This window comes from Pigmentiphaga sp. NML080357, from assembly GCF_002188465.1.
Taxonomy (GTDB): Bacteria; Pseudomonadota; Gammaproteobacteria; order Burkholderiales; family Burkholderiaceae_B; genus Pigmentiphaga.
Map to the genome: position 1 here is coordinate 217197 of NZ_NINW01000025.1, position 18695 is coordinate 235891.

The window sequence follows — 18695 nt, forward strand, 5'->3', positions numbered from 1 at the left end:
ATGCAATTCGAACGCAATGCCATCCTGGGCGCGCTGCTGGCCGCCGCGCTGCTGCCGCTGGCGGTCCACGACCAGTACCTGCTGCACGTGGCCATCATGGTGCTGTTCTATGCCGTGCTGGCCACCAGCCTGAACTTGGTTGTGGGCTATGTGGGCGAGTTCTCGCTCGGCCACACCGCCTTCCTGGGCACCGGCGCCTACGCCGCGGCCCTGCTGTCCACCAAGCTCGGCTGGCCGATGTGGGCGACCATCCCGGCCGCCGGCGCGCTGGCGGCGGCCATGGGCCTCTTGATCGGCAGCATCACGCTGCGGCTGCAGGGTCCGTTCTTCGTCATCGTGACCTTGTCGTTCGCCGAGGTGCTGCGCCTAGTCGCCGACAATTGGGTCGCCTTCACCAACGGCCCCATGGGAATCGCCGGCGTGCCGCAGCCGGCGTGGCTGGCCGAGGCCGGCAACCTGGCCACCAAGCAGTTCTATTTCTACCTGGCGTGGGGCGTGCTGGCGATTTCGCTCTATCTCGCGTTCCGCTTCGTTTATTCCAACGCCGGGCGCGCCGCCGTGGCCGTGCGCGAGAACCGCTACGTCGCCCAGTCCATCGGCATCCGGCCGTTCCGCTACGCCATGCTGGCTTTCGTGCTCGGCGCCTTCCTGGCTGGCATGGCGGGCGGCTTCTATGCGCACTACATCTCCTTCGTCGGACCCGAGGTCTTCCGGTTCGCCTTCATGGTGAGCATGATCATCATGGTGCTGATCGGCGGCAAGGGCACGCTGGTCGGACCGCTGATCGGCGCGCTGCTCGTGACCTTCCTGGAGGAGTACCTGCGCGAGGCCAAGGAGCTGCGCCTGTCGCTGTTCGGCTTGGCGGTGATGGCTATCGTGCTGTTCTTGCCGCGCGGGCTGATGGGGTTCCTGACGGCCAGGAGAGAAATCCGCAAGCCGGCTACGCCACCCGCGGTATCTGTCGCGGCCAACATCGCGCCGCGGCGCCAGGGAGCCTGACATGAACGTTTCCCATTCGGTTTCGCGTGCGCCTGGCCACGTTCCCATGCTGGATGTGCGCGGGCTGTGCAAGACCTTCGGCGGCATCAAGGCCGTCAAGGACATCAGCTTCCAGGTCAGGGCGGGCGAGATCGTCGGGCTGATCGGTCCGAACGGCGCCGGCAAGACGACCTGTTTCAACCTCATTACCGGCTTCTATACGCCCACCGCAGGCGAGGTCTACGTCAAGGGCGAGAACCTCACCGGCGCCAGGCCCTACCAGATGGCCAGGAAGGGCATCGTCCGCAGTTTCCAGAAGACCAACATCCTGAAGTCGCTGTCGGTCTTCGAGAACATCCTGGCTGGCCACTACCTGAGCGCCAGGCAGAGTCTGCTGCGGACCTTCTTCCCGGGACGCGCCGTGCGCGAGGCTGAGCGGACTGCCCGTGAGGAAGCCGAGCGCATCGTCCACATCATGGGACTGGGCGAGCGCATGAATGCGCCGGCCTACCTGCTGTCCTGCGGGGAACTTCGCCTGCTGGAAGTGGGCCTGGCGCTGGCCGCCAAGCCCGACATCCTGATGCTGGACGAACCCGCCGCGGGGCTCAACAGCCAGGAGGCCATGGAGCTGGGCCGCATCCTCGGGCGCCTGCGGGGCACGCAGGTGGAGTCCATCCTGATCGTCGAACACAACATGGGATTGGTGATGAGCGTATCCGACCGGGTGGTGGTCATGCATTTCGGCGAAAAACTGGCGGAGGGCGCCCCGGCCGACGTGCAACGCAATCCGGCGGTCATCGACGCCTATCTCGGGGGAGGGCGCGCGGCATGAGAACCGGCCCTGGCGATTCCACGCCACTGCTCGAACTGAGCGACATCCACGTAGGCTACGGCAAGACCGCCGCGCTGCATGGCGTGAGCCTGGTCGTGCGGCCCGGCGAAACCGTGGCGCTGATCGGCGCGAACGGCGCGGGCAAGAGCACGACGCTGCGCGCCATCTCGGGACTGCTCAAGCCGACGCGCGGCAATATCCGCTTCGGCGGGCGCGGCATCGGCGGCATGCCGCCGGACCGCATCGTCGGGCTGGGTATCGCGCATTGTCCTGAGGAGCGCCACGTCTGGCCCGCCATGACGGTATACGAGAATCTCGTGCTCGGCGCCTACCTTTGCCGTTCCCAGGCCACGGTGCAGGAGCGCGTCGCCAAGGTGTACGAACGCTTTCCGCGCTTGAAGGAACGGCACCAGCAGCTGGCCGGCACCCTGAGCGGGGGCGAGCAGCAGATGCTGGCGATCGGGCGCGCGCTCATGTCGGAGCCCACGCTGCTGCTCCTGGACGAACCCAGCCTGGGCCTGAGCCCCAAGATGGCCGCGGAGGTTTTCGACGTGGTGCGGGAGATCAACAGGCAGGGCGTGACCGTCCTGCTGGTGGAGCAGAACGTGCACAACGCGCTGACCGCGGCTTCCCGCGCATACGTGTTCGAGACCGGCCGGGTCGTGGCCGAGCGGGACGCGGCGGGACTGCTGGAGGATCCGGAACTGCTGGCGGCGTATCTGGGCGGGTAGGCTGGGAGGCGGCCCCATCCGCCTCCAGTCCATTTATTAATTTACTGATTAATTATTTGACGGAAGCGGAATCTGCCGCTCCGTCCCGAGAAGGCAAGGAGAAGCTGTATGAGTCGTCCTCTACGCGTAGGCATCGTGGGTGGCGGGATCGGAGGCGTGGCGCTGTCGCGTGCCTTGACGCTGCGCGGCATCGAGCACCACGTGTTCGAGCGCGCGCCGGCATTCGGCGAAGTCGGCGCGGGCGTGCAGGTCACGCCGAACGCGGTCAAGGTGCTCAAGGCGCTGGGCCTGGCGGAAGAGCTGAAACGGGTGGGGTTTCTGCCGCAGGCCATGGTCGGGCGCAATTGGCGCTCGGGCAGGGAGCTGTTCCGCACGCCGCTGAAGAACAGTTGCCCGCAGATCTACGGCGCGGAGTTCTATCACGTCCACCGCGCCGACGTGCATGCGATTCTGTCGCGGCACCTGGAGGACGGCAAGGGTGCGACCCTGGGCGTCAATTGCACCGGCGTGCGCACGGAAGGCAATGTCGCGGTGGCATCGTTCAGCGACGGCAGCGAATACGAGGCGGACCTGATCGTCGGCGCCGACGGCGTGCGGTCGGTGGTGCGCGACGCCTTGTTCGGCGCGGAGTCGGCGCAGTTCACCGGCCACATGTGCTGGCGAGCCCTCGTGCCCGTCGACCGTCATCCGCTCAAATTCGTCAGCCCGGACGCCGCGTTCTGGATGGGTCCGCACGGCCACCTGGTGACGTACTACGTCAATGGTGGCGCGGCGGTCAACATCGTGGCCGTCAATGAGTCGCGCAACTGGGTGGAGGAATCCTGGAACGTGCGCAGCAGCCGCGAAGAGCTGATGAAGGCCTACGAGGGATGGCACCCCGACGTGATCGAACTCTTCAGCCGGACCGAAGACGTCTACAAATGGGGATTGTTCGACCGGGATCCGATGCCGGCCTGGTCCAAGGGGCGCGTCACGCTGCTGGGCGACGCGGCGCACCCCATGCTGCCGTTCCTGTCCCAGGGCGCGGCGATGGCCATCGAGGACGGCTACGTGCTTGGCGCGGCGCTGGAGCACTACCGCCGGGATATCGCCGCCGCGCTGAACGCCTACGAGGGCGAACGGCGGCCTCGTACCAGCCGTGTGCAACTGGAAGCCCGCGAGCGCGGCAAGACCTACCACCTGCCGTCGCCATGGGCCCAGTTCAAGCGCGACCTGCTGTACCGGTGGCGCGAGCTGATCAATCCCAACGCCGTCGGCATCCAGGCCAACTGGGTCTACATCTACGACGCGACGACATGCGCGCAGCGTTTCGGCCAGCAGGCGCTGGCGGCATAGCGAGGCGAGAGAACATCCATGAAAACCAGCTATCGGATCGGCCAGATCGTGCCGAGTTCAAATACGACGATGGAGACCGAGATACCGGCCATGCTGCGGCTGCGGGAACAGATCAGGCCCGAACGGTTCACCTTCCATTCGGCGCGCATGCGCATGAAGCACGTCACCAAGGAAGAACTGGCCGCGATGGACGGGGAGTCGGACCGCTGCGCCCAGGAGCTCAGCGATGCCCGGGTCGACGTGCTGGGGTACGCCTGCCTGGTGGCCATCATGGCGATGGGCGCGGGCTATCACCGGGAATCCGAGGCGCGGCTGCGCCAGCGCACGCGCGACAACGACGGCGATGCGCCGGTGGTGACGAGCGCCGGCGCGCTGGTCGACGCGCTGCGGATCATCGGCGCCCGGCGCATCGCCCTGGTGGCGCCCTATATGGTGCCGCTGACCAGGCTGGTGATCGGCTACATCGAAAGCGAGGGCGTAGAGGTCGCGCAGTGGCGAGCCCTGGAGATCCCCGACAACCTGGAAGTGGGGCGGCACGATCCCGCCAGGCTGCCGGACATCGTCGCATCGATGGACACGTCGGGCGTGGACGCCATCGTCCTCTCGGCCTGCGTGCAGATGCCGTCGCTGCCCGTCATCGCCGAGGTCGAGGCGCGCACCGGCAAGCCGGTCGTTACCGCCGCCGTCGCCACTACCTACGCCATGCTCAAGGCGCTCGGCCTCGAGCCTGTCGTGCCCGGCGCCGGCGCGTTGCTGTCTGGCTTCTATTGAGGAGGAAACCGGTGAGCAGCACGTATCTCTATGGCGCCAACGTACGGGCCAACGGCATACGCCAGCATTACCTGCGATTCGGCGGCAAGGGCCGGCCGCTCGTGCTGGTGCCCGGCATCACCAGCCCCGCGGTGACCTGGGCCTTCGTGGCCGAGCGGCTGGGACGCCATTTCGACACCTATGTGCTCGACGTCAGGGGCCGGGGCCTCTCGGAAACCGCGCCTGGCATGGACTACAGCCTGGAAGCCTGCGCGGCCGACGTGGGAGCCTTCGTGCAGGAACTGGGCCTGGCGGACTACTTCCTGGTAGGGCATTCCATGGGGGCGCGCATCGGCGCCATCGTCGCCGCGCATCACGCAAACGGGTTGGCGCGCCTCGTCATGGTGGACCCGCCCGTGTCGGGCCCCGGACGCCGGCCCTATCCCGCCAAGATCGACTGGTACGTCGACTCCATACGCCTCATGCGCGAGGGCAATGGGTGGGAAAAGCTCAAGGCCTTCTCGCCGACTTGGACGGAGGCCCAATTGCGGCTCCGGGCCGAATGGCTGCATACCTGCGACGAAGAGGCGATCGTGTGCGCCTATCACGCCTTCGGTACGCACGACATGCACGCCGACCTGCCGGCGATCAAGGTACCCGCGCTGCTGATGGTGGCCGGCAAGGGCGGTGTCATCGAGCCGGCGGACATCGAGGAAATCAAGAGCTTGATGCCGCAGTTGGAGGTACGCATCGTGCCGGAAGCCGGCCACATGATCCCCTGGGACGACGAAGAGGGGTTCTTCAAGGGCTTCGGCGCTTTCCTGGAAGTTCCCGTTTAGCGAGGAAAAGACAATGGCTGTCAGCGATTCCGACTTGATCCAGGCGTGGACGCAGGTCTTGACCCTGTCGCGCCTGAAGCGCGGCGACACCGTCACCGTGTTGACCACCGAGGGCGTGACGCATCCGCAGACTTTGCGTTGCGCCATGACTGCCGCGGGCCTGCTCGGGGCGCGCGTGAACCGGCTCGATCTATCGCCCGTCAATGGCGAGAAGTCGCTCAGCCGCGATTCCCTGGCCTACCTCGGTACCACGCCGCTGAGCGGCAACCGGGCGGCGATTGCTGCGCTCAAGGCCAGCGATCTCGTGGTAGACCTGATGACGCTGCTTTTTTCCCCCGAGCAGCACGACATCCTGCAGGGCGGGGGCAAGATCCTGCTGGCCGTCGAGCCCCCCGAGATCCTCCTGCGCATGGTTCCCACCGAGGCCGATCGACGCCGCGTGCTGGCGTGCGGCGCGCTGCTCGAAGGGGCCCGGGAAATGCGGGTGCGTTCGGCTGCCGGGACCGACTTGACGTGTCCGCTGGGCGAGTTCCCGGTGGTCAAGGAGTACGGCTTCGTCGACGAGCCCGGCCGATGGGACCATTGGCCGAGCGGCTTCGCGCTGACCTGGCCTAACGAGCGCGCCACTCGTGGCCGCATCGTGGTGGACAAGGGCGATATCCTGCTGCCGATGAAGTCGTACGTGAACGACCCCATCGTGATGGAGGTGGAGGACGGCTACGTCACGTCGATTACCGGCGGCATGGACGCCGAGCTGCTCAGCGACTACATGGATTCCTTCAACGATCCTGAAGCCTATGCCATGTCGCACATCGGCTGGGGCGCACAGGATCGCGCGCGCTGGTCCACGCTGGGCTTGTACGACAGGGAGGCCACGATAGGAATGGACGCGCGCGCCTACGCCGGCAACTTCCTGTTTTCGCTGGGACCCAACAACGAAGTGGGCGGCTCGCGCACGACCGCCTGCCACATGGACATTCCGCTGCGCCGCTGCACGGTGTCCCTGGACGGCCGCGAGGTGGTGCGGGAAGGGCGCTTGCTGGAAGAATGCCTGGCCCTTCAGGAGGCCGCATGACGACAGACCGCCACGATGACACGGCCGTCTATGCCCGCCAGGGTTTCGGGGCGGACCTGGCGCCCGAGCCGCCGTTCGGCCTGCTCATCGTCGATTTCGTCAACGGGTTTGCCGATCCGGCCATTTTCGGCGGTGGCAACATTCCCGCGGCCATCGCGGCCACGCGGCCGCTGCTGGCCATGGCGCGCGACCGGAGCTGGCCCGTGGCCCACACACGCATCGTCTATGCCGACGACGGCGCCGATGCCAACATCTTCTCCGCCAAGGTGCCCGGGATGCTAAGCCTGACCGAGGCGGCCCCTGCCAGCGCGATCGTGCCGCAGCTCGCGCCCGAGCCGGGCGAACTGATCGTCCGCAAGAATGTGCCGTCGGCCTTCTTCGCCACCGACCTGGCGCCGTGGTTGACACGGCGGGGCGTGCGCACGCTGGTGGTGGCCGGCTGCGTGACCAGCGGCTGCGTGCGCGCCAGCGTGGTGGATGCGATGTGCTGGGGTTTCCGGCCCGTGGTCGTTTCCGATTGCGTGGGCGACCGTGCCATCGGTCCGCACGAGGCCAGCCTGTTCGACATGGCCCAGAAATATGCCGAGGTCATGGACTACGCGGCGCTGACGCGGCGCGTGGAAGGCTGAAGGGCAAAGCCGCGGCCGGGCGCTCCGCCACGGACCGCGCTACGGGGCCTGCATGCCGCCCGTCACGAAGCGGGTGACCTGGTCGATCAGGCTGTCGGTGTCGTCGGGGTCGTAGAGGCCCGGCGGCGCCATCTCTTCCATCCGGTGGGTATCGGAGAAAGCATAAAGATAGGTACCCACCATCAGCGTGACGCGCCAGTACGCGTCCAGCTCGGGCAGGTTAGGCAAGGCCTTGCGCACCGCTTCGACGTACTGGCGGGTGGAGCTGCCGTAGGCGTCGGTCCGCAGCTTGTACGAGATCTGCGGCGGCTCGGTGTGCAGGCGCGCCTGCAGGCGCAGAAACGAGCGACCTTCGGGCGTGGAGCGGAAAGCGAGCGTGGGCATCAGGAAGGCCTGGACGATGTCGCGCACCTTGGGCTTGCCCGGCTTGGCTTGCAGACGCGCGAGGTTCTCGATGCGCTGCTGGGAAATGATCTGGCTGCGGCGCATGAACACCGCCTCGAACAATCCATACTTCGAGCCGAAGTAGTAATTGATCAGCGCCTGGGTGACGTTGGCCTGATCGGCGACTTCCCGCAGCGTGGTGCCCGCATAGCCCAGGTTGGCGAAGAGCTCTTCGGCTGCGTCGAGAATGTCGTCCCGTACGACGCTGGTGCCTTCGGGCCGGCCCGGTCCCTTCTGGCCGGTCTTGCGTCTGGTTTTGGCGGCGGGGGTACCCCGGCGGCCGCTGACCAATTTCATAATCGGCTGTTTAATTATTAATTGCGAAGCCTCCATGCTAAGGCTTTTCGTCGATGCGGGCTATGTCTGCGAAGGGCGCTGCCTGGGGTGGACAGGCCCTAATGCGGCGCGAAGACTTCCTCGCACGCCAAGGCGCGGTCCAGATAGCCGTCGGCCCGCAGCATGGCCGCGAAGGCGTCCAGGGTCGCCCTGTTCTCGTCCACCCCATATGGCCAGGGGTCCGGCCCCAGCGCGGCCACGGTTTCCTCGACGTGGTCCATCAGCCACGGCAGCGTGGCGGCCAGCGCGCCGCTGAACCGCAGCCGCTGCCACGCTTGTTCCTTGGCCCGCGCGCAAGCGCTTGCCAGGGCGTCGGCAAGCCACGGATGCGCCTCATGCCGGTCACGCCTGAGCACCAGCGCATGCATTATTGGAAACACGCCGGTGGCGGCATGGTAGGCGGCCTCCATGCGCTTGTAGTCGGGAAACAGCCGCTGCACGTCGGGGTGCCGTCCGTGCGACTTGGGGATGAAGGCGCCGATGAGCGCGTCGATGCCGCCCTCGGCCAGCATGTCCGACAGGCACGTGGTGGCGGGAATGCGCTGCCACCGCAGCGGCCGGCTGGGGCGCAACTCCATGATGTCGCCGCCGGCGACGCCATACTCGTTCACGCCGCCCTCGTACCACTCCGCATCCGCGAGATCGACGCCATGGCCGTCGCGCAGCAGGCCCCGTATCCAGACGGCGGCCGTCATCTGGTGTCCTTGCACGCCTATGCGCTTGCCGGCGAGGTCGGCCGGCGTGCGGATGCCGGACCGGGCGTTCACGAAGATGAAGCCATGGCGGAACATGCGGGACGGGAAAACGGGCAGCGTGACGAAGTTTGCACGCTGTTCGGCCGTGAGGACATAGCAATGAGTCAGCGACATTTCGGCGATGTCGAACGCACCGCGCTCGAGCATGCCGCTGAAGATGTCGACCGGCCGTTGCCTGACGTGCGGCACGATGCGGACCCCGTCGATCGCCACCGAGCCGTCGTAGAGCGGCTGCATGCGATCGTAGGGGCCGGCTGCGAGGGTCAGTTCGAGGGTGGGCATGCGTCGCTTCGCGCCGTCATTCGGGCTTGACGCCGGCTTCCCGGACCAGGCCGCCCCAGCGCTCGAATTCAGAGTTGAGCATCTCCTTCATCTCCTGCGGGCTGTTGGGCCGCGGATCGTGCGACGCGGCGTGGATCCGGTCGACGAGGTCCGGCGACTTGAGCGCGGTCGCCACTTCGGCATTGAGCTTGCGCACGACGTCCTGGGGCGTGCCGGCGGGTGCGAACAGGGCGATGGCCGAATCGATCCGGAAACCGGGAACGCCCGCTTCCTCCATCGTGGGGACGTTGGGCATGGCCGAGGCCCGCTGGCCGCCCGTGACGGCCAGCACCCGTACCCGCCCCGCCTGGAGCAAGGGTTGGATGGGACCGGAGTCGGTGATGCCGGCTTGCACTTCGCCGGCCGCGACGGCGGCCGCCGCGGGGCCGCCCCCCTTGTATTGCACCGGCACCATGTCCAGGTTCAGCGAGCGCTTGAGCAGCTCGCCGGCAAGGAAGGTCTGGCTGCCCACGCCCGTGACGGCGTAGCTGATGCTGCCGGGCTTGGTCTTGGCGGCATCGATCAGGTCGCGCACCGACCGCAGCGGGGAGTCGTGCTTGACGGCGATGACCAGCCCGCTGGTGGCCACGCGTGAAATGGGTGCGAGGTCCTTGAGCGGATCGTAGCCGGCCTTGGTCAGGTGCACCGTCACCGTCACGGCGCCCAGCGAGGTGAGCAGCAAGGTATAGCCGTCGGGCTTGGAGCGCGTCACCGCGCTGACGCCTATCGTGCCGCCGGCGCCGGCGCGGTTTTCCACGAACACGCTCTGGCCCATCTGCTCGGACAGCTTCTGCGCCAGCGCGCGGGCGATTACGTCCACGCTTCCTCCTGGAGCATAGGGAACGATGACCTGTACCGGCCGCTCTGGGTAGCGCTGGGCCTGGACGGCCGGGGACGCGAGGGCGAGTCCGGCGGCAGCGGCCAGGAGGGTGGCGGTGGCCCGCCGGCCGGGACGGCGCGAGGCGCGGGAATGGGAGTGGACGGTCGATCCGGTGCGTTGCATGGCATGCCTCCGTCGTTCAGAAGGGCCGGGAGTGAGTGCAGCGAAAATGGTCGCGCGCGTCGCGCGGTGCGCGGGTCAGATTTCTATGATGGTCTTGGGCGTCTTGTGCAGGCAGTCTCCCGGCCCGTCGGGGCCGATGATGTAGTTGTCGCAGACCGTGGTGAATACGCTGGGCGTCGCATGCCCGGGATGCACCACGATATTCATGCCGGCGGCGATAGGCATGCTGCTTGGCGGCCAGATCGATGCGGCGCTGCTCACGGCGCCGTCGTATTTCAAGCTGGAGACCCAGGGGCTGAAGGTCCTGACCGAGCTGCCCGACCACGAGGATATCTACGTCTGCACGGTTTTCCTCCACAAGCAGGCCTATTTCTCGGAGCAGCGCGGCATGGCCGAGCGCCTGATCAAGGCTCATGCCGAGGCCATCAAGCGCTTCTATGACGACAAGGCCTTTGCCGTGTCGACGTTCAAGGAATTCGATCCTCCCGAAAGCGAGGCGGACATCAGCCGGGTCTACGACATCTACGTCAAGCGCAACGTGCTCGATCGCATCCCGCTCATCTCCAAGGCCGCGCTGCAGGCCACCGTCGAGCGGCTGGCCGAACAGACGCCCGCGGTGCGCAGCCTCGACCTGCGCAGGGTGGTGGACAACAGCCTGGTGCTCAAACTGGCCAAGGAAGGGTGGTTCGAGCAACTGTTCGGGGCCGCCGTGCGCGAGGAGCAGGAACGCAAGATCGCCGGCGCCCTGGCCTGAAACGCCCGACAGCCGGCGCCCCGCCGGTTCGCGCGAAGCTAATATCGAGGCATTCCCTCTTCGTTTCGCGCGCCATGGAACTGCGTCACTTGCGCTACTTCGTCACCGTTGCCGAGCTGGGCAGCGTCAGCCGCGCCGCGGAAAAGCTGTTCATCGCCCAGCCTCCGCTGTCCGCCCAGATCCGGCAACTCGAACAGGAACTGGGCGTGACCCTGTTCCTGCGGCAGCCGCGGGGCGTCAAACTGACGCCTGCCGGCGAATCCTACCTGGAAGATGCGCGCGCAATCCTGGCCCGTACCGAGCAGGCGGCAGCGCGTGCGCGCGAACGGCAGAGCGGCCGCCGGGCGGCGCTCCGGCTGGGCATGGTGCCTTCGGCGGTGCATTCCGTCCTGCCAGGATTGCTGGACAGGCTGGCGCAAGCCGGGCTCCAGGCCGACGTCGAGGTCAGCGACATGATTACGGCCCATCAGCTCCAGGCCTTGCGCAACGACGAACTCGACCTGGGGTTCGGCCGCCCGGGCGAGGATGGCTGGCCCGACGAGGCCGTGGCTGCCATCGACGATCCCTACAGTCTCGCGCTGCCGGCGGACAGCGCGCTTGCCGGGGGCAGTGGGGTCATGCCCCTCGCCGCGGCGGCGCGGGAAGTGTTTGTTGGCTTCTCTCGCTACCAGGACGTGGATTTCTTCGACCGGACCCAGGTGCTCTGCGCCGAAGCGGGGTTCAAGCCGAATATCCGCCACCATGCCGGACAGTTCTTCAGCGTGCTGGGACTCGTCGCCCGCAACCTGGGAGTGGCCATCGTGCCGGCGTCGCTCGGGACGCTGGCTTTTCCTGGCGTCGTATTCCGGCGCCTGGCCACGCCGGGTCATCGGGGCCGGCTCGTCCTGTTGCGGGGCTCGCGCCTGGAACAGGATGCCTGGACGGAGCAGGTGGTGGAGCTCGCGCGGCAGGAGCTGGAGGCACTGGCAGCCAGGATGGCCGTCCTGGACGGGGCCCGGGAGCGGCAACCTGCCCGCGCTTCTCGCCGCGCGCAAACCGCTTCCAAGCGCGCCGCGCGGCAGCCGGCTCAGCCCTGAAAGAACCGCACGATGAGTGCGCCGCCCGAAGCCAGCACCACCAGCGATACCAGCCGGAGAAAGGCGTCGCGGCTCAAAGCCAGCGTGATGCGGCGTCCTACCCAGGTGCCGAGCAGCATGGCCGGCGCCAGCCATAGTGCCGTGGCCAGCAGACCGACGTCGGCGTAGACTCCCGCCAGCAGGAAAAGGACGGCGCGGGTGAAGGTGCTCAACCCGATCAGCGTGCTCTGCGTGACGCGGATCCCGGTCTTGTCTTGCAGCCGCCCGGACAGATAGATGGCGTAGATGAAACCGCCGCTCCCGAACAGGGCGGAGAAAATCCCCCCGACGATGCCGAACGGATAGGCCGCGCGCGGCGGCAGCGCCCGCGCAGGCCTGTAGCCGCCGAGGGAATAAAGTCCGTAGCCGACGGCGAAGAGTCCTAGCATCAGGAGCAGGGCATCCGGGCGGCTGCGCAGCAGCATGGCCGCGCCGGCGAGGCTGCCGAGCATCATCGTCGGGACGAGCCGCTTGAGTTCGTCCAGCGACGCGTGGCGGGCATCGCGCGCCACGTTGGTGGCGGCCGCGGAGAAGTCGAGCAGGGCAAGCATCGGCACGATGGTGGCCACGGGAACGAAATGCGCCAGCAGCGGACCGGCCACCAGCGCGGTACCGAATCCGGCCATGCCGAAAATGACGTAGGCCAGCGCCACGCCGGCGAACATCAGCGCGAACTGGGATAGGGAAACGGGAAGAAGGGACAGCAGGGTATCCACGGCGGCAGGCCACGAAACAGCGACCACCGCAGTCTGCGGCACGCCGGCCGTTGCCGTCCAATTCTAAAATCAGCCAGGTTCCATCTCAATCGGCGATAAATGTTCTCGGTCAGGCAGCTTGGATACTACGTGGCGATCGTCGAGGCAGGCAGCTTCAGCGAGGCGGCCGCGCGGCTGCATATCGCCCAGTCGGCGTTGAGCCGCCAGATCAAGCTGCTGGAGGAGGACGTCGGCGTGGCGCTGCTCGCGCGCACCACGCGGCAGGTCGAGATGACGGCGGCCGGGCGGGCATTCTACGACGATGCCCGGCGGATGCTGGCGGAGCTGGGCGACATGGCCAGCCGTGCACGCCAGGCCGAGCGGGGCGTACAGGGAACGGTGGAACTGCTGCACTCGAGCTCGGTGCCTCTGGACGATGCGCTGCTGCGGGCACTGCATCGTCGGGTGTCTGCGCATTCGGGGGCGACCGTGTCGATATCGACGGCCTCGTCGGAACAGCAGGCGCAGGATATCCAGGACGGCCGCGCGGACATCGGCCTGGCGCGCGCGCCGGTGCTGCGCCAGTGGCCGGACGTCTGCACGGAGGTCCTGTACGAAGAGCCGCTGCTGCTGGCGGTGCCGCCTTCGCATCCGCTGGCGTTTGAGCAATCCGTGCCGATGCGTGCGCTGCGCGACCAGCCCTTCGTATCGCTGCCGCACCCGCATCGCGGCGGCTTGAGCTACCGCGTGGTCGACCTGTGCCGGCAGGCCGGGTTTTTTCCCCGCGCCGCCGCGGCCGTATCCCGCAAGGCCACCCTGCTCAAGCTGGTGGAGCACGGGTTCGGCGTTGCGCTGGTGCCGGCGGGCATGGCGGCAGCGGTGCAGGCCGACGTATGCCTGGTCGCCCTGGAGGGCGGCTGCACGACCCAGGTGGTGCTGCATTCCCACCGGTCGCCGTCGCCAGGGGCGCGGCGGGTGCTGGACGTGCTGCGCGCGGCCGCCGGCCAGGGGGCCGGGCTCAATCGAGCCTGATGTGCCTTTTCGCGATCAGGTCGCCGTACCGGGCCGTGTCGCTCCTGATGCGGCTTTCCAGGGCGGCTTGCGACGTGTCGTCCACTTTCCAGCCCTGTTGCAGCAGCTTCTGCTTGGTTTCGCTTGCGTTCAGGATTTTCGCGAGCGCGCCGTTCAGCCTTGCCTGGTGCGCGGCCGGCATCGAGGCGGGCGCCATGACGGCGTTCCACACTTCGATGTTCACGTCCTGCGCGCCAAGGTCGCCCATGGAAGGCAGGCCGGGAGCCAGTTCGCTGCGCCGGGAGGACGTTACCGCCACGGCCGCCAGCTTCCCCGACTCCACCAGCGGCATCACGGTCGAGGCCGGCAGCAGGGTCATGTCGATCTGTCCCCCCAGCATGCCGTTGATGATGGGCGGGCCGCCGGCGAATGGCACGTGCAGCGGATTGATGCCCAGGCCGTCCTTGATGAGTTCCATGCCCAGGTGGCTGCCCGAGCCCGCGCCGATGGAACCGTATGCCAGCTGGTCGCCCTTGGCGCGAGCCTGCTTGAGGTAGTCGGCGGCGCTGCCCGGCATCGCAGCCTTGGGCACGACCCAGACCAGCGGCGCGGTGCCGATCAGGGCAATGGGTGCGAAATCCTTGAGCGGATCGTAGGGAAGCCTGGCATACAGGAACTTGGAACTGGTCAGCGGTCCATTGCCGATGACGGCAATCGTATGACCGTCGCTGGCCTTGGCCAGCTGATCGGCGCCGATATTGCCGCTGGCGCCGGGCTTGTTCTCCACGACGACCGGTTGGCCCAGCGCTTTCGCCAGCGGTTCGGCCAGCATGCGAGCCTGCACGTCGGGGGATGAGCCGGGAGGGTAGCCGACGATCATGCGGATCGGCTTGGCGGGCCAGGCTTCCTGGGCCGATAGCGGCGTAGCGGCCGCCGCCAGGGCCAGCGCCATTGCGCACATGCCGGCCAGGCGCCGGCGCTTGTCGATGCTCACGATGGTCTCCTTCGTGTCGTTATTGCGCCTGCGGGGCAGGCGGGATGCGGCTGCCGCGCGTCAGGCCGCCAACGCAGGCTGGATCATGACCTTGGTGGCCAGCTTGCGCCGCGCGAGTTCGAAGCCTTCCCCGGCCCGTTCTAGCGGCAGGCGGTGCGTGATCATGTGCCGCAACGTATCCTGGTGACGGCGCATGAACGCAACCACCTCGGGCCAGGCGCGTTCCGCGGCCCGGTATGAGCCTCGCACCTGCTGGTGCTGGCGCACCAGCATGGTCAGGTCGATGGGAACCGGCGCGGCATGAATGCCGGTGATGACCAGCACGCCGTGCGTCTTCAGGGCGCGCAGGGCAGGCGCGATGACGGCGGCCGCGCCGGTGGCTTCGATCACTACGTCGAACCGGCCTGAGGCGAGAAAGGGGGCGAGCCCTGCGTCCATGTCGGTGCCGGCGAAATCCACGAGATCGGCAAAGCCCATCCGCCGCAGGACTTCCATGCGGGCGTGGTCGCCATGGCCCGCGACCACCACCTGCGCGGCGCCCGCTTCGCGGGCAAACAGCGCGATGCCCTGGCCGATGTTGCCCGGGCCCAGCACCAGTACCCGGTCACCGGGCCGGACGCCGCCGGTGCGCACGGCCTCGTAGCTGACCGTCAGCGGTTCGGCCAGCGCCGCGATCTCGGCGTCGACGCCTTCGGGAATGGGGACGCAGTTGCGTGCGGGAGCGAGAACCGCGGAAGCGAAAGCGCCGTCCAACGTGACACCGATGCCGCGCCGTGTGACGCACGCATCCGGATCGTCATTCAGGCAGGCCTTGCAGCGGCCGCACACCACCGAGGGCCGCACCGCGACCAACTGGCCGACAGTCAATCCGGAGACGTCCGGTCCCAGGGCGGCGATCCGGCCGCTGAATTCATGGCCGATGGTGACGGGCAGCGCCGGGGCGGCGAAGTGATAGCTGGGAGTCCATTCGTCGATGTGCAGGTCGGTGCCGCACACGCCGGTGGACGCTACGTTCAGCAGTACCTCGCCGGGCCCGGGCGCGGCAGGAGGCGAGACATCCTGTAACGCCAGGCCGGGAGCGGGACGGGTCTTGCGCAGGGCTTTCATGGCGGAGGAGATGCAATCGAGGAACGACCAGTGTCCGCGCTCCCCTATCCATACGTCAATTACTCGTTTCGTATGCTAAGCATACGAAGAAAGTATGGAAACATCCGCACGCGCCGCCACGAGACCCGGACCCGGCAAGAACCCGACGCTTCACCCCGAGAAACTCTTCTAGACCCAGGGCACCGCGGATCCGGCGCCGCCGTCTGCTAGTGCCGCCCCCTGGGCCCGGCGGCGGGCCGCCCCAAGGCGGGCCCAGGCCCCTTGCGGGGCTGCCGCGCAGCGGCTGGGGGCACACCATACGGGGCACGCGAAGCGCGTAGGGGGGTTACCTCAAACCGAAGCCCCCGACATACGGACCACCTCGCCCCACTTGCGGCTTTCCTCCCGGACCTTGCGCGCGTATTCCGCGGCGTCGCCCAGCAGGGGTTCGGCGCCTTCTATGCCCAGCTTGGACTGGAACTCCGGCGTGGAGGCCGCTTTCAGGATATCGGCCCCGAGCTGCGACACGACATTCTGCGGAACGCCCTTGGGGGCCAGGATGCCGTAGGTGAGCGTGCTCTCGAAGTTGGCCAGCGCGGGAACGCCGGATTCCGCAACGGTGGGCACGTCGGGCAGCAGCTTCATGCGCTTCGCGCTGGTGACGGCCAGGGCGCGCAGCTTGCCGGCCTTGACCAGGGCCATCGCCGCCGGGATCACGCTGAAGCTGAAATGCACCTGCCCGCCGGCCACGTCCGCGAGGGCGGGGGCCGTTCCCTTGTACGGCGCGTGGACCGCGCGCGCCCCCAGCGCATGCAGAAACATTTCGCCCGTCAGGTGTCCGCCCGTACCGGCGCCGCTGGATGCATAGTTCAAGTCGGACCCCTTGCGCTGCAGGGCGTCCACCAGTTGCGCGACATTCTGGATGGGCGAGGCCGCCGGCACCACGAGCAACAAGGCCGAGGAGGCGAACATGGCCACCGGTTGCAGGTCGGTGGACGCGTTGAAATTCAGGTTCTTGTACAGCGACGGGTTGATCGAGACCGTGCCGGTATGGCCCAGCAGGAAGGTGTTGCTGTCGGCCGCGGCACGCACCACCAGTTCCGTGCCCAGGTTGCCGCCCGCCCCTGGCTTGTTCTCGACGATCACGTCCTTCTTGAACATTTCATTGAGGCTGTGCGCGAGCTGCCTTGCAAACACGTCATTGCCGCCGCCCGGGGCGAACGGCACGATGATGCGGGTCACGGGTTTTCGGGCCTGGGCCCGGGCCGTTCCCGATGCGATGGCGGCTGCGCCGGCTGCCGAGGCGGCAACCAGCAGACTCCGACGAGTCAGGGATGAGGGGGTGCGAGTCATGGTGTTGTCTCTGGTTGGTGTGATGTTCTTGTGGAGCGCACGCGCTAACCCAGTGTCGATTCCAGCGCCAGCAATTGCTCGACTGTCTCGCGCGCGCGGACGACGTGGTAGCGCTCGCCGTCGACCATGACCTCGGCGGCGCGGGGGCGCGTGTTGTAGTTGCTCGCCATGACCATGCCGTAGGCGCCGGCCGATTCCACGGCCAGGTAGTCGCCTTCACGCACGGCCAGCTCGCGGTCCTTGGCCAGCCAGTCGCCGCTTTCGCAGACCGGCCCCACCACGTCGTAGCGCGCCGGCGCGTCGGTGCGCGGCGCGACCGCCAGTACGCCGTGATAAGCCTCGTACAGCGTCGGGCGTATCAGGTCGTTCATGGCCGCGTCGACGATCAGGAAGTTCCGCGCCTCGGTAGGCTTGAGATACTCCACGCGAGTGACCAGCAGGCCGGCGTTGCCCACCAGCGAACGGCCGGGCTCCAGCACGATCTGCCGCGAACCGTAGCCGCGGGCGTCGATCCGCTCGAACACCCGCGCGAGCAGGTCGGAAGGCGCAAGCGCCGTTTCGTCGAAATAGCGGATGCCCAGGCCGCCGCCCAGGTCGAGGTGCTCGACCTGGATGCCGTTCGCGGCCAGTTCGTCCAGCAGGTCCAGCAGCTTGTCGAGCGCATCGAGGAAGGGCGCCGTTTCCGTGATCTGCGAGCCGATGTGGCAGTCCACGCCCACGACCTCGATGCCGGGCAGCGCCGCCGCGGTGCGGTAGGCAGCAGGGGCTTCCTCGATGGCGATGCCGAACTTGTTTTCCTTCAGGCCGGTCGAGATGTACGGATGGGTCTTGGGGTCGACGTCGGGGTTCACGCGCAGCGATACCGGCGCGCGCTTGCCCATCGCATGCGCGACCTCGGAAAGGCGGTGCAGCTCGGGGACGGATTCGACGTTGAAGCATTTGACCCCCGCTTCGAGGGCGAGGCGCATTTCGGCGGCCTGTTTGCCGACGCCCGAAAAGACGACCTTGCCCGGGTCGCCGCCCACGGCAAGCACGCGTTGCAGTTCCCCCGCGGAGACGATGTCGAAGCCGGCGCCCATGCGGGCGAATTCGCGCAGCACGGCCAGGTTTGAGTTGGCCTTCATGCCATAGCACACCAGTACGTCGCGGGCGCCGATGCCGTCGCGATAGGCGCCGTAGGCCGCGCGCAGGGCGGCGCGCGAGTAGACGTACAGCGGGGTGCCGAGCCGTTCGGCCAGGTGCGCCACGGATACGCCTTCGGCATGCAGGGTGCCGTCGCGATAGGCGAAGTGGGGGCTGCCGACCGGAGTGGGCAGGAAAGCGGGGGTGGTCATTGTGTCAGGGGAGTGTGCGAAATGGATTCGTTGCGCCGGGAGATGTCGTTGGCGTTGCCGGTGGCCTTGGCCGGATCCGGCTGGGCGGGCGGCGCAGCCGGTTCGGTGGCTGCCGGCGGCATTTTCGGCAGGTAGAGCGGCCCTTTGATGCCGCAGGCGGCCAGCATGCCGAGGGCCGCCGTCGCAGCCAGGACGGCGAGCGCGCGCGTGCCGGCGCGGCGGAAGGATGGCTGCGCCGCGCTGGCTACAATGCCGGTATCAGCAACCAAAGAAGGGTCTGGGCATGCGGCGTGCGGAAAGCGCGGTGGTTTCATGTCGGACATAG

The 18695-nt window shown here is 67.7% G+C and carries 21 protein-coding genes; 11 read left to right on the plus strand and 10 right to left on the minus strand.

Annotation, left to right across the window (positions count from 1 at the left end):
• The 8 genes from CDO44_RS09980 to CDO44_RS10015 all read left to right on the plus strand — a co-directional run bounded on the left by CDO44_RS09980 (position 1) and on the right by CDO44_RS10015 (position 7169).
• On the plus strand, positions 1 to 999 hold the full coding sequence (locus tag CDO44_RS09980; protein WP_087780078.1) for a branched-chain amino acid ABC transporter permease: 999 nt from the start codon (positions 1 to 3) through the stop codon (positions 997 to 999).
• A gap of 1 nt (position 1000) precedes the next feature.
• Positions 1001 to 1810: an ABC transporter ATP-binding protein gene (locus tag CDO44_RS09985; RefSeq protein WP_233146110.1), complete on the plus strand. Its 810-nt coding sequence runs from the start codon at positions 1001 to 1003 to the stop codon at positions 1808 to 1810.
• Entirely contained in the window at positions 1807 to 2541 is a 735-nt protein-coding gene (locus tag CDO44_RS09990) for an ABC transporter ATP-binding protein (protein ID WP_087780079.1), read from the plus strand. The genes CDO44_RS09985 and CDO44_RS09990 overlap by 4 nt, the downstream gene beginning before the upstream one ends.
• Before the next feature lie 108 nt (positions 2542 to 2649).
• Positions 2650 to 3876, plus strand: coding sequence for an FAD-dependent monooxygenase (locus CDO44_RS09995; RefSeq protein WP_087780080.1), 1227 nt, complete (start codon positions 2650 to 2652; stop codon positions 3874 to 3876).
• Between the two features lie 69 nt (positions 3877 to 3945).
• A complete protein-coding gene (locus CDO44_RS10000; RefSeq protein ID WP_198951337.1) occupies positions 3946 to 4647 on the plus strand; it encodes an Asp/Glu racemase in 702 nt (233 codons plus the stop codon).
• 11 nt (positions 4648 to 4658) lie between these two features.
• Positions 4659 to 5465 carry an alpha/beta fold hydrolase gene (locus CDO44_RS10005; protein ID WP_087780082.1) on the plus strand — a complete coding sequence of 269 codons (807 nt, stop codon included), beginning with the start codon at positions 4659 to 4661 and terminating at the stop codon, positions 5463 to 5465.
• Between the two features lie 13 nt (positions 5466 to 5478).
• Entirely contained in the window at positions 5479 to 6540 is a 1062-nt protein-coding gene (locus CDO44_RS10010) for a 2,5-dihydroxypyridine 5,6-dioxygenase (protein ID WP_087780083.1), read from the plus strand.
• The gene (locus CDO44_RS10015) at positions 6537 to 7169 is read left to right on the plus strand and encodes an isochorismatase family protein (protein WP_198951333.1); all 633 of its coding nucleotides are present in this window, start codon (positions 6537 to 6539) and stop codon (positions 7167 to 7169) included. The genes CDO44_RS10010 and CDO44_RS10015 overlap by 4 nt, the downstream gene beginning before the upstream one ends.
• Before the next feature lie 39 nt (positions 7170 to 7208).
• Here the strand turns inward: CDO44_RS10015 and CDO44_RS10020 are convergent, their stop codons facing one another.
• The 4 genes from CDO44_RS10020 to CDO44_RS27605 form a co-directional block, all read right to left on the minus strand.
• Positions 7209 to 7910, minus strand: a complete 702-nt coding sequence (locus CDO44_RS10020) for a TetR/AcrR family transcriptional regulator (RefSeq protein ID WP_087780085.1) — start codon at positions 7908 to 7910, stop codon at positions 7209 to 7211.
• A gap of 98 nt (positions 7911 to 8008) precedes the next feature.
• The gene (locus tag CDO44_RS10025; RefSeq protein ID WP_087780086.1) at positions 8009 to 8986 is read right to left on the minus strand and encodes a 4,5-dihydroxyphthalate decarboxylase; all 978 of its coding nucleotides are present in this window, start codon (positions 8984 to 8986) and stop codon (positions 8009 to 8011) included.
• A gap of 16 nt (positions 8987 to 9002) precedes the next feature.
• On the minus strand, positions 9003 to 10028 hold the full coding sequence (locus CDO44_RS10030) for a tripartite tricarboxylate transporter substrate binding protein (protein ID WP_087780087.1): 1026 nt from the start codon (positions 10026 to 10028) through the stop codon (positions 9003 to 9005).
• A 75-nt stretch (positions 10029 to 10103) separates the two neighbouring features.
• A complete protein-coding gene (locus CDO44_RS27605; protein WP_158213251.1) occupies positions 10104 to 10253 on the minus strand; it encodes a hypothetical protein in 150 nt (49 codons plus the stop codon).
• Between CDO44_RS27605 and CDO44_RS10035 the strand changes: the two genes are divergently transcribed.
• Both CDO44_RS10035 and CDO44_RS10040 read left to right on the plus strand, forming a co-directional pair.
• Positions 10252 to 10782 carry a hypothetical protein gene (locus CDO44_RS10035; protein WP_087780088.1) on the plus strand — a complete coding sequence of 177 codons (531 nt, stop codon included), beginning with the start codon at positions 10252 to 10254 and terminating at the stop codon, positions 10780 to 10782. The genes CDO44_RS27605 and CDO44_RS10035 overlap by 2 nt on opposite strands.
• 74 nt (positions 10783 to 10856) lie before the next feature.
• Positions 10857 to 11858, plus strand: coding sequence for a LysR substrate-binding domain-containing protein (locus tag CDO44_RS10040; protein WP_087780089.1), 1002 nt, complete (start codon positions 10857 to 10859; stop codon positions 11856 to 11858).
• On the opposite strand, the gene CDO44_RS10045 is transcribed toward CDO44_RS10040, so the two are convergent.
• The gene (locus CDO44_RS10045) at positions 11849 to 12640 is read right to left on the minus strand and encodes a sulfite exporter TauE/SafE family protein (protein WP_233146111.1); all 792 of its coding nucleotides are present in this window, start codon (positions 12638 to 12640) and stop codon (positions 11849 to 11851) included. The genes CDO44_RS10040 and CDO44_RS10045 overlap by 10 nt on opposite strands.
• A 72-nt stretch (positions 12641 to 12712) precedes the next feature.
• On the opposite strand from CDO44_RS10045, the gene CDO44_RS10050 reads away from it, so the two are divergent.
• Positions 12713 to 13624 (plus strand): LysR family transcriptional regulator, encoded by a 912-nt coding sequence (locus CDO44_RS10050; RefSeq protein WP_087780090.1) that lies wholly within the window; start codon positions 12713 to 12715, stop codon positions 13622 to 13624.
• On the opposite strand, the gene CDO44_RS10055 is transcribed toward CDO44_RS10050, so the two are convergent.
• The 5 genes from CDO44_RS10055 to CDO44_RS10075 all read right to left on the minus strand — a co-directional run bounded on the left by CDO44_RS10055 (position 13611) and on the right by CDO44_RS10075 (position 18693).
• Positions 13611 to 14564 (minus strand): tripartite tricarboxylate transporter substrate binding protein, encoded by a 954-nt coding sequence (locus CDO44_RS10055; protein ID WP_087780118.1) that lies wholly within the window; start codon positions 14562 to 14564, stop codon positions 13611 to 13613. The genes CDO44_RS10050 and CDO44_RS10055 overlap by 14 nt on opposite strands.
• A gap of 93 nt (positions 14565 to 14657) precedes the next feature.
• Positions 14658 to 15704, minus strand: coding sequence for a zinc-binding dehydrogenase (locus tag CDO44_RS10060; RefSeq protein WP_087780091.1), 1047 nt, complete (start codon positions 15702 to 15704; stop codon positions 14658 to 14660).
• Positions 15705 to 16034: 330 nt separating this feature from the next.
• Complete coding sequence (locus CDO44_RS10065) at positions 16035 to 17036, minus strand: tripartite tricarboxylate transporter substrate binding protein (RefSeq protein ID WP_087780092.1); 1002 nt, start codon at positions 17034 to 17036, stop codon at positions 16035 to 16037.
• Positions 17037 to 17080: 44 nt separating this feature from the next.
• Complete coding sequence (lysA, locus tag CDO44_RS10070; RefSeq protein ID WP_087780093.1) at positions 17081 to 18370, minus strand: diaminopimelate decarboxylase; 1290 nt, start codon at positions 18368 to 18370, stop codon at positions 17081 to 17083.
• Positions 18367 to 18693: a lipoprotein gene (locus CDO44_RS10075; protein ID WP_233146112.1), complete on the minus strand. Its 327-nt coding sequence runs from the start codon at positions 18691 to 18693 to the stop codon at positions 18367 to 18369. The genes lysA and CDO44_RS10075 overlap by 4 nt, the downstream gene beginning before the upstream one ends.
• Positions 18694 to 18695 lie beyond the last annotated feature (2 nt).

What these genes read in the sequence shown, in the direction of transcription:
- CDO44_RS09980 (WP_087780078.1), top strand. Translation starts at nt 1, where the DNA reads ATGCAATTCGAACGCAATGCCATCCTGGGCGCGCTGCTGGCCGCCGCG.
- CDO44_RS09985 (WP_233146110.1), top strand. Translation starts at nt 1,001, where the DNA reads ATGAACGTTTCCCATTCGGTTTCGCGTGCGCCTGGCCACGTTCCCATG.
- CDO44_RS09990 (WP_087780079.1), top strand. Translation starts at nt 1,807, where the DNA reads ATGAGAACCGGCCCTGGCGATTCCACGCCACTGCTCGAACTGAGCGAC.
- CDO44_RS09995 (WP_087780080.1), top strand. Translation starts at nt 2,650, where the DNA reads ATGAGTCGTCCTCTACGCGTAGGCATCGTGGGTGGCGGGATCGGAGGC.
- CDO44_RS10000 (WP_198951337.1), top strand. Translation starts at nt 3,946, where the DNA reads ATGGAGACCGAGATACCGGCCATGCTGCGGCTGCGGGAACAGATCAGG.
- CDO44_RS10010 (WP_087780083.1), top strand. Translation starts at nt 5,479, where the DNA reads ATGGCTGTCAGCGATTCCGACTTGATCCAGGCGTGGACGCAGGTCTTG.
- CDO44_RS10015 (WP_198951333.1), top strand. Translation starts at nt 6,537, where the DNA reads ATGACGACAGACCGCCACGATGACACGGCCGTCTATGCCCGCCAGGGT.
- CDO44_RS10020 (WP_087780085.1), bottom strand. Translation starts at nt 7,910, where the DNA reads ATGAAATTGGTCAGCGGCCGCCGGGGTACCCCCGCCGCCAAAACCAGA.
- CDO44_RS10025 (WP_087780086.1), bottom strand. Translation starts at nt 8,986, where the DNA reads ATGCCCACCCTCGAACTGACCCTCGCAGCCGGCCCCTACGATCGCATG.
- CDO44_RS10030 (WP_087780087.1), bottom strand. Translation starts at nt 10,028, where the DNA reads ATGCAACGCACCGGATCGACCGTCCACTCCCATTCCCGCGCCTCGCGC.
- CDO44_RS10035 (WP_087780088.1), top strand. Translation starts at nt 10,252, where the DNA reads ATGCTGCTTGGCGGCCAGATCGATGCGGCGCTGCTCACGGCGCCGTCG.
- CDO44_RS27605 (WP_158213251.1), bottom strand. Translation starts at nt 10,253, where the DNA reads ATGCCTATCGCCGCCGGCATGAATATCGTGGTGCATCCCGGGCATGCG.
- CDO44_RS10040 (WP_087780089.1), top strand. Translation starts at nt 10,857, where the DNA reads ATGGAACTGCGTCACTTGCGCTACTTCGTCACCGTTGCCGAGCTGGGC.
- CDO44_RS10050 (WP_087780090.1), top strand. Translation starts at nt 12,713, where the DNA reads ATGTTCTCGGTCAGGCAGCTTGGATACTACGTGGCGATCGTCGAGGCA.
- CDO44_RS10055 (WP_087780118.1), bottom strand. Translation starts at nt 14,564, where the DNA reads ATGTGCGCAATGGCGCTGGCCCTGGCGGCGGCCGCTACGCCGCTATCG.
- CDO44_RS10060 (WP_087780091.1), bottom strand. Translation starts at nt 15,704, where the DNA reads ATGAAAGCCCTGCGCAAGACCCGTCCCGCTCCCGGCCTGGCGTTACAG.
- CDO44_RS10065 (WP_087780092.1), bottom strand. Translation starts at nt 17,036, where the DNA reads ATGACTCGCACCCCCTCATCCCTGACTCGTCGGAGTCTGCTGGTTGCC.
- lysA (WP_087780093.1), bottom strand. Translation starts at nt 18,370, where the DNA reads ATGACCACCCCCGCTTTCCTGCCCACTCCGGTCGGCAGCCCCCACTTC.
- CDO44_RS10075 (WP_233146112.1), bottom strand. Translation starts at nt 18,693, where the DNA reads ATGTCCGACATGAAACCACCGCGCTTTCCGCACGCCGCATGCCCAGAC.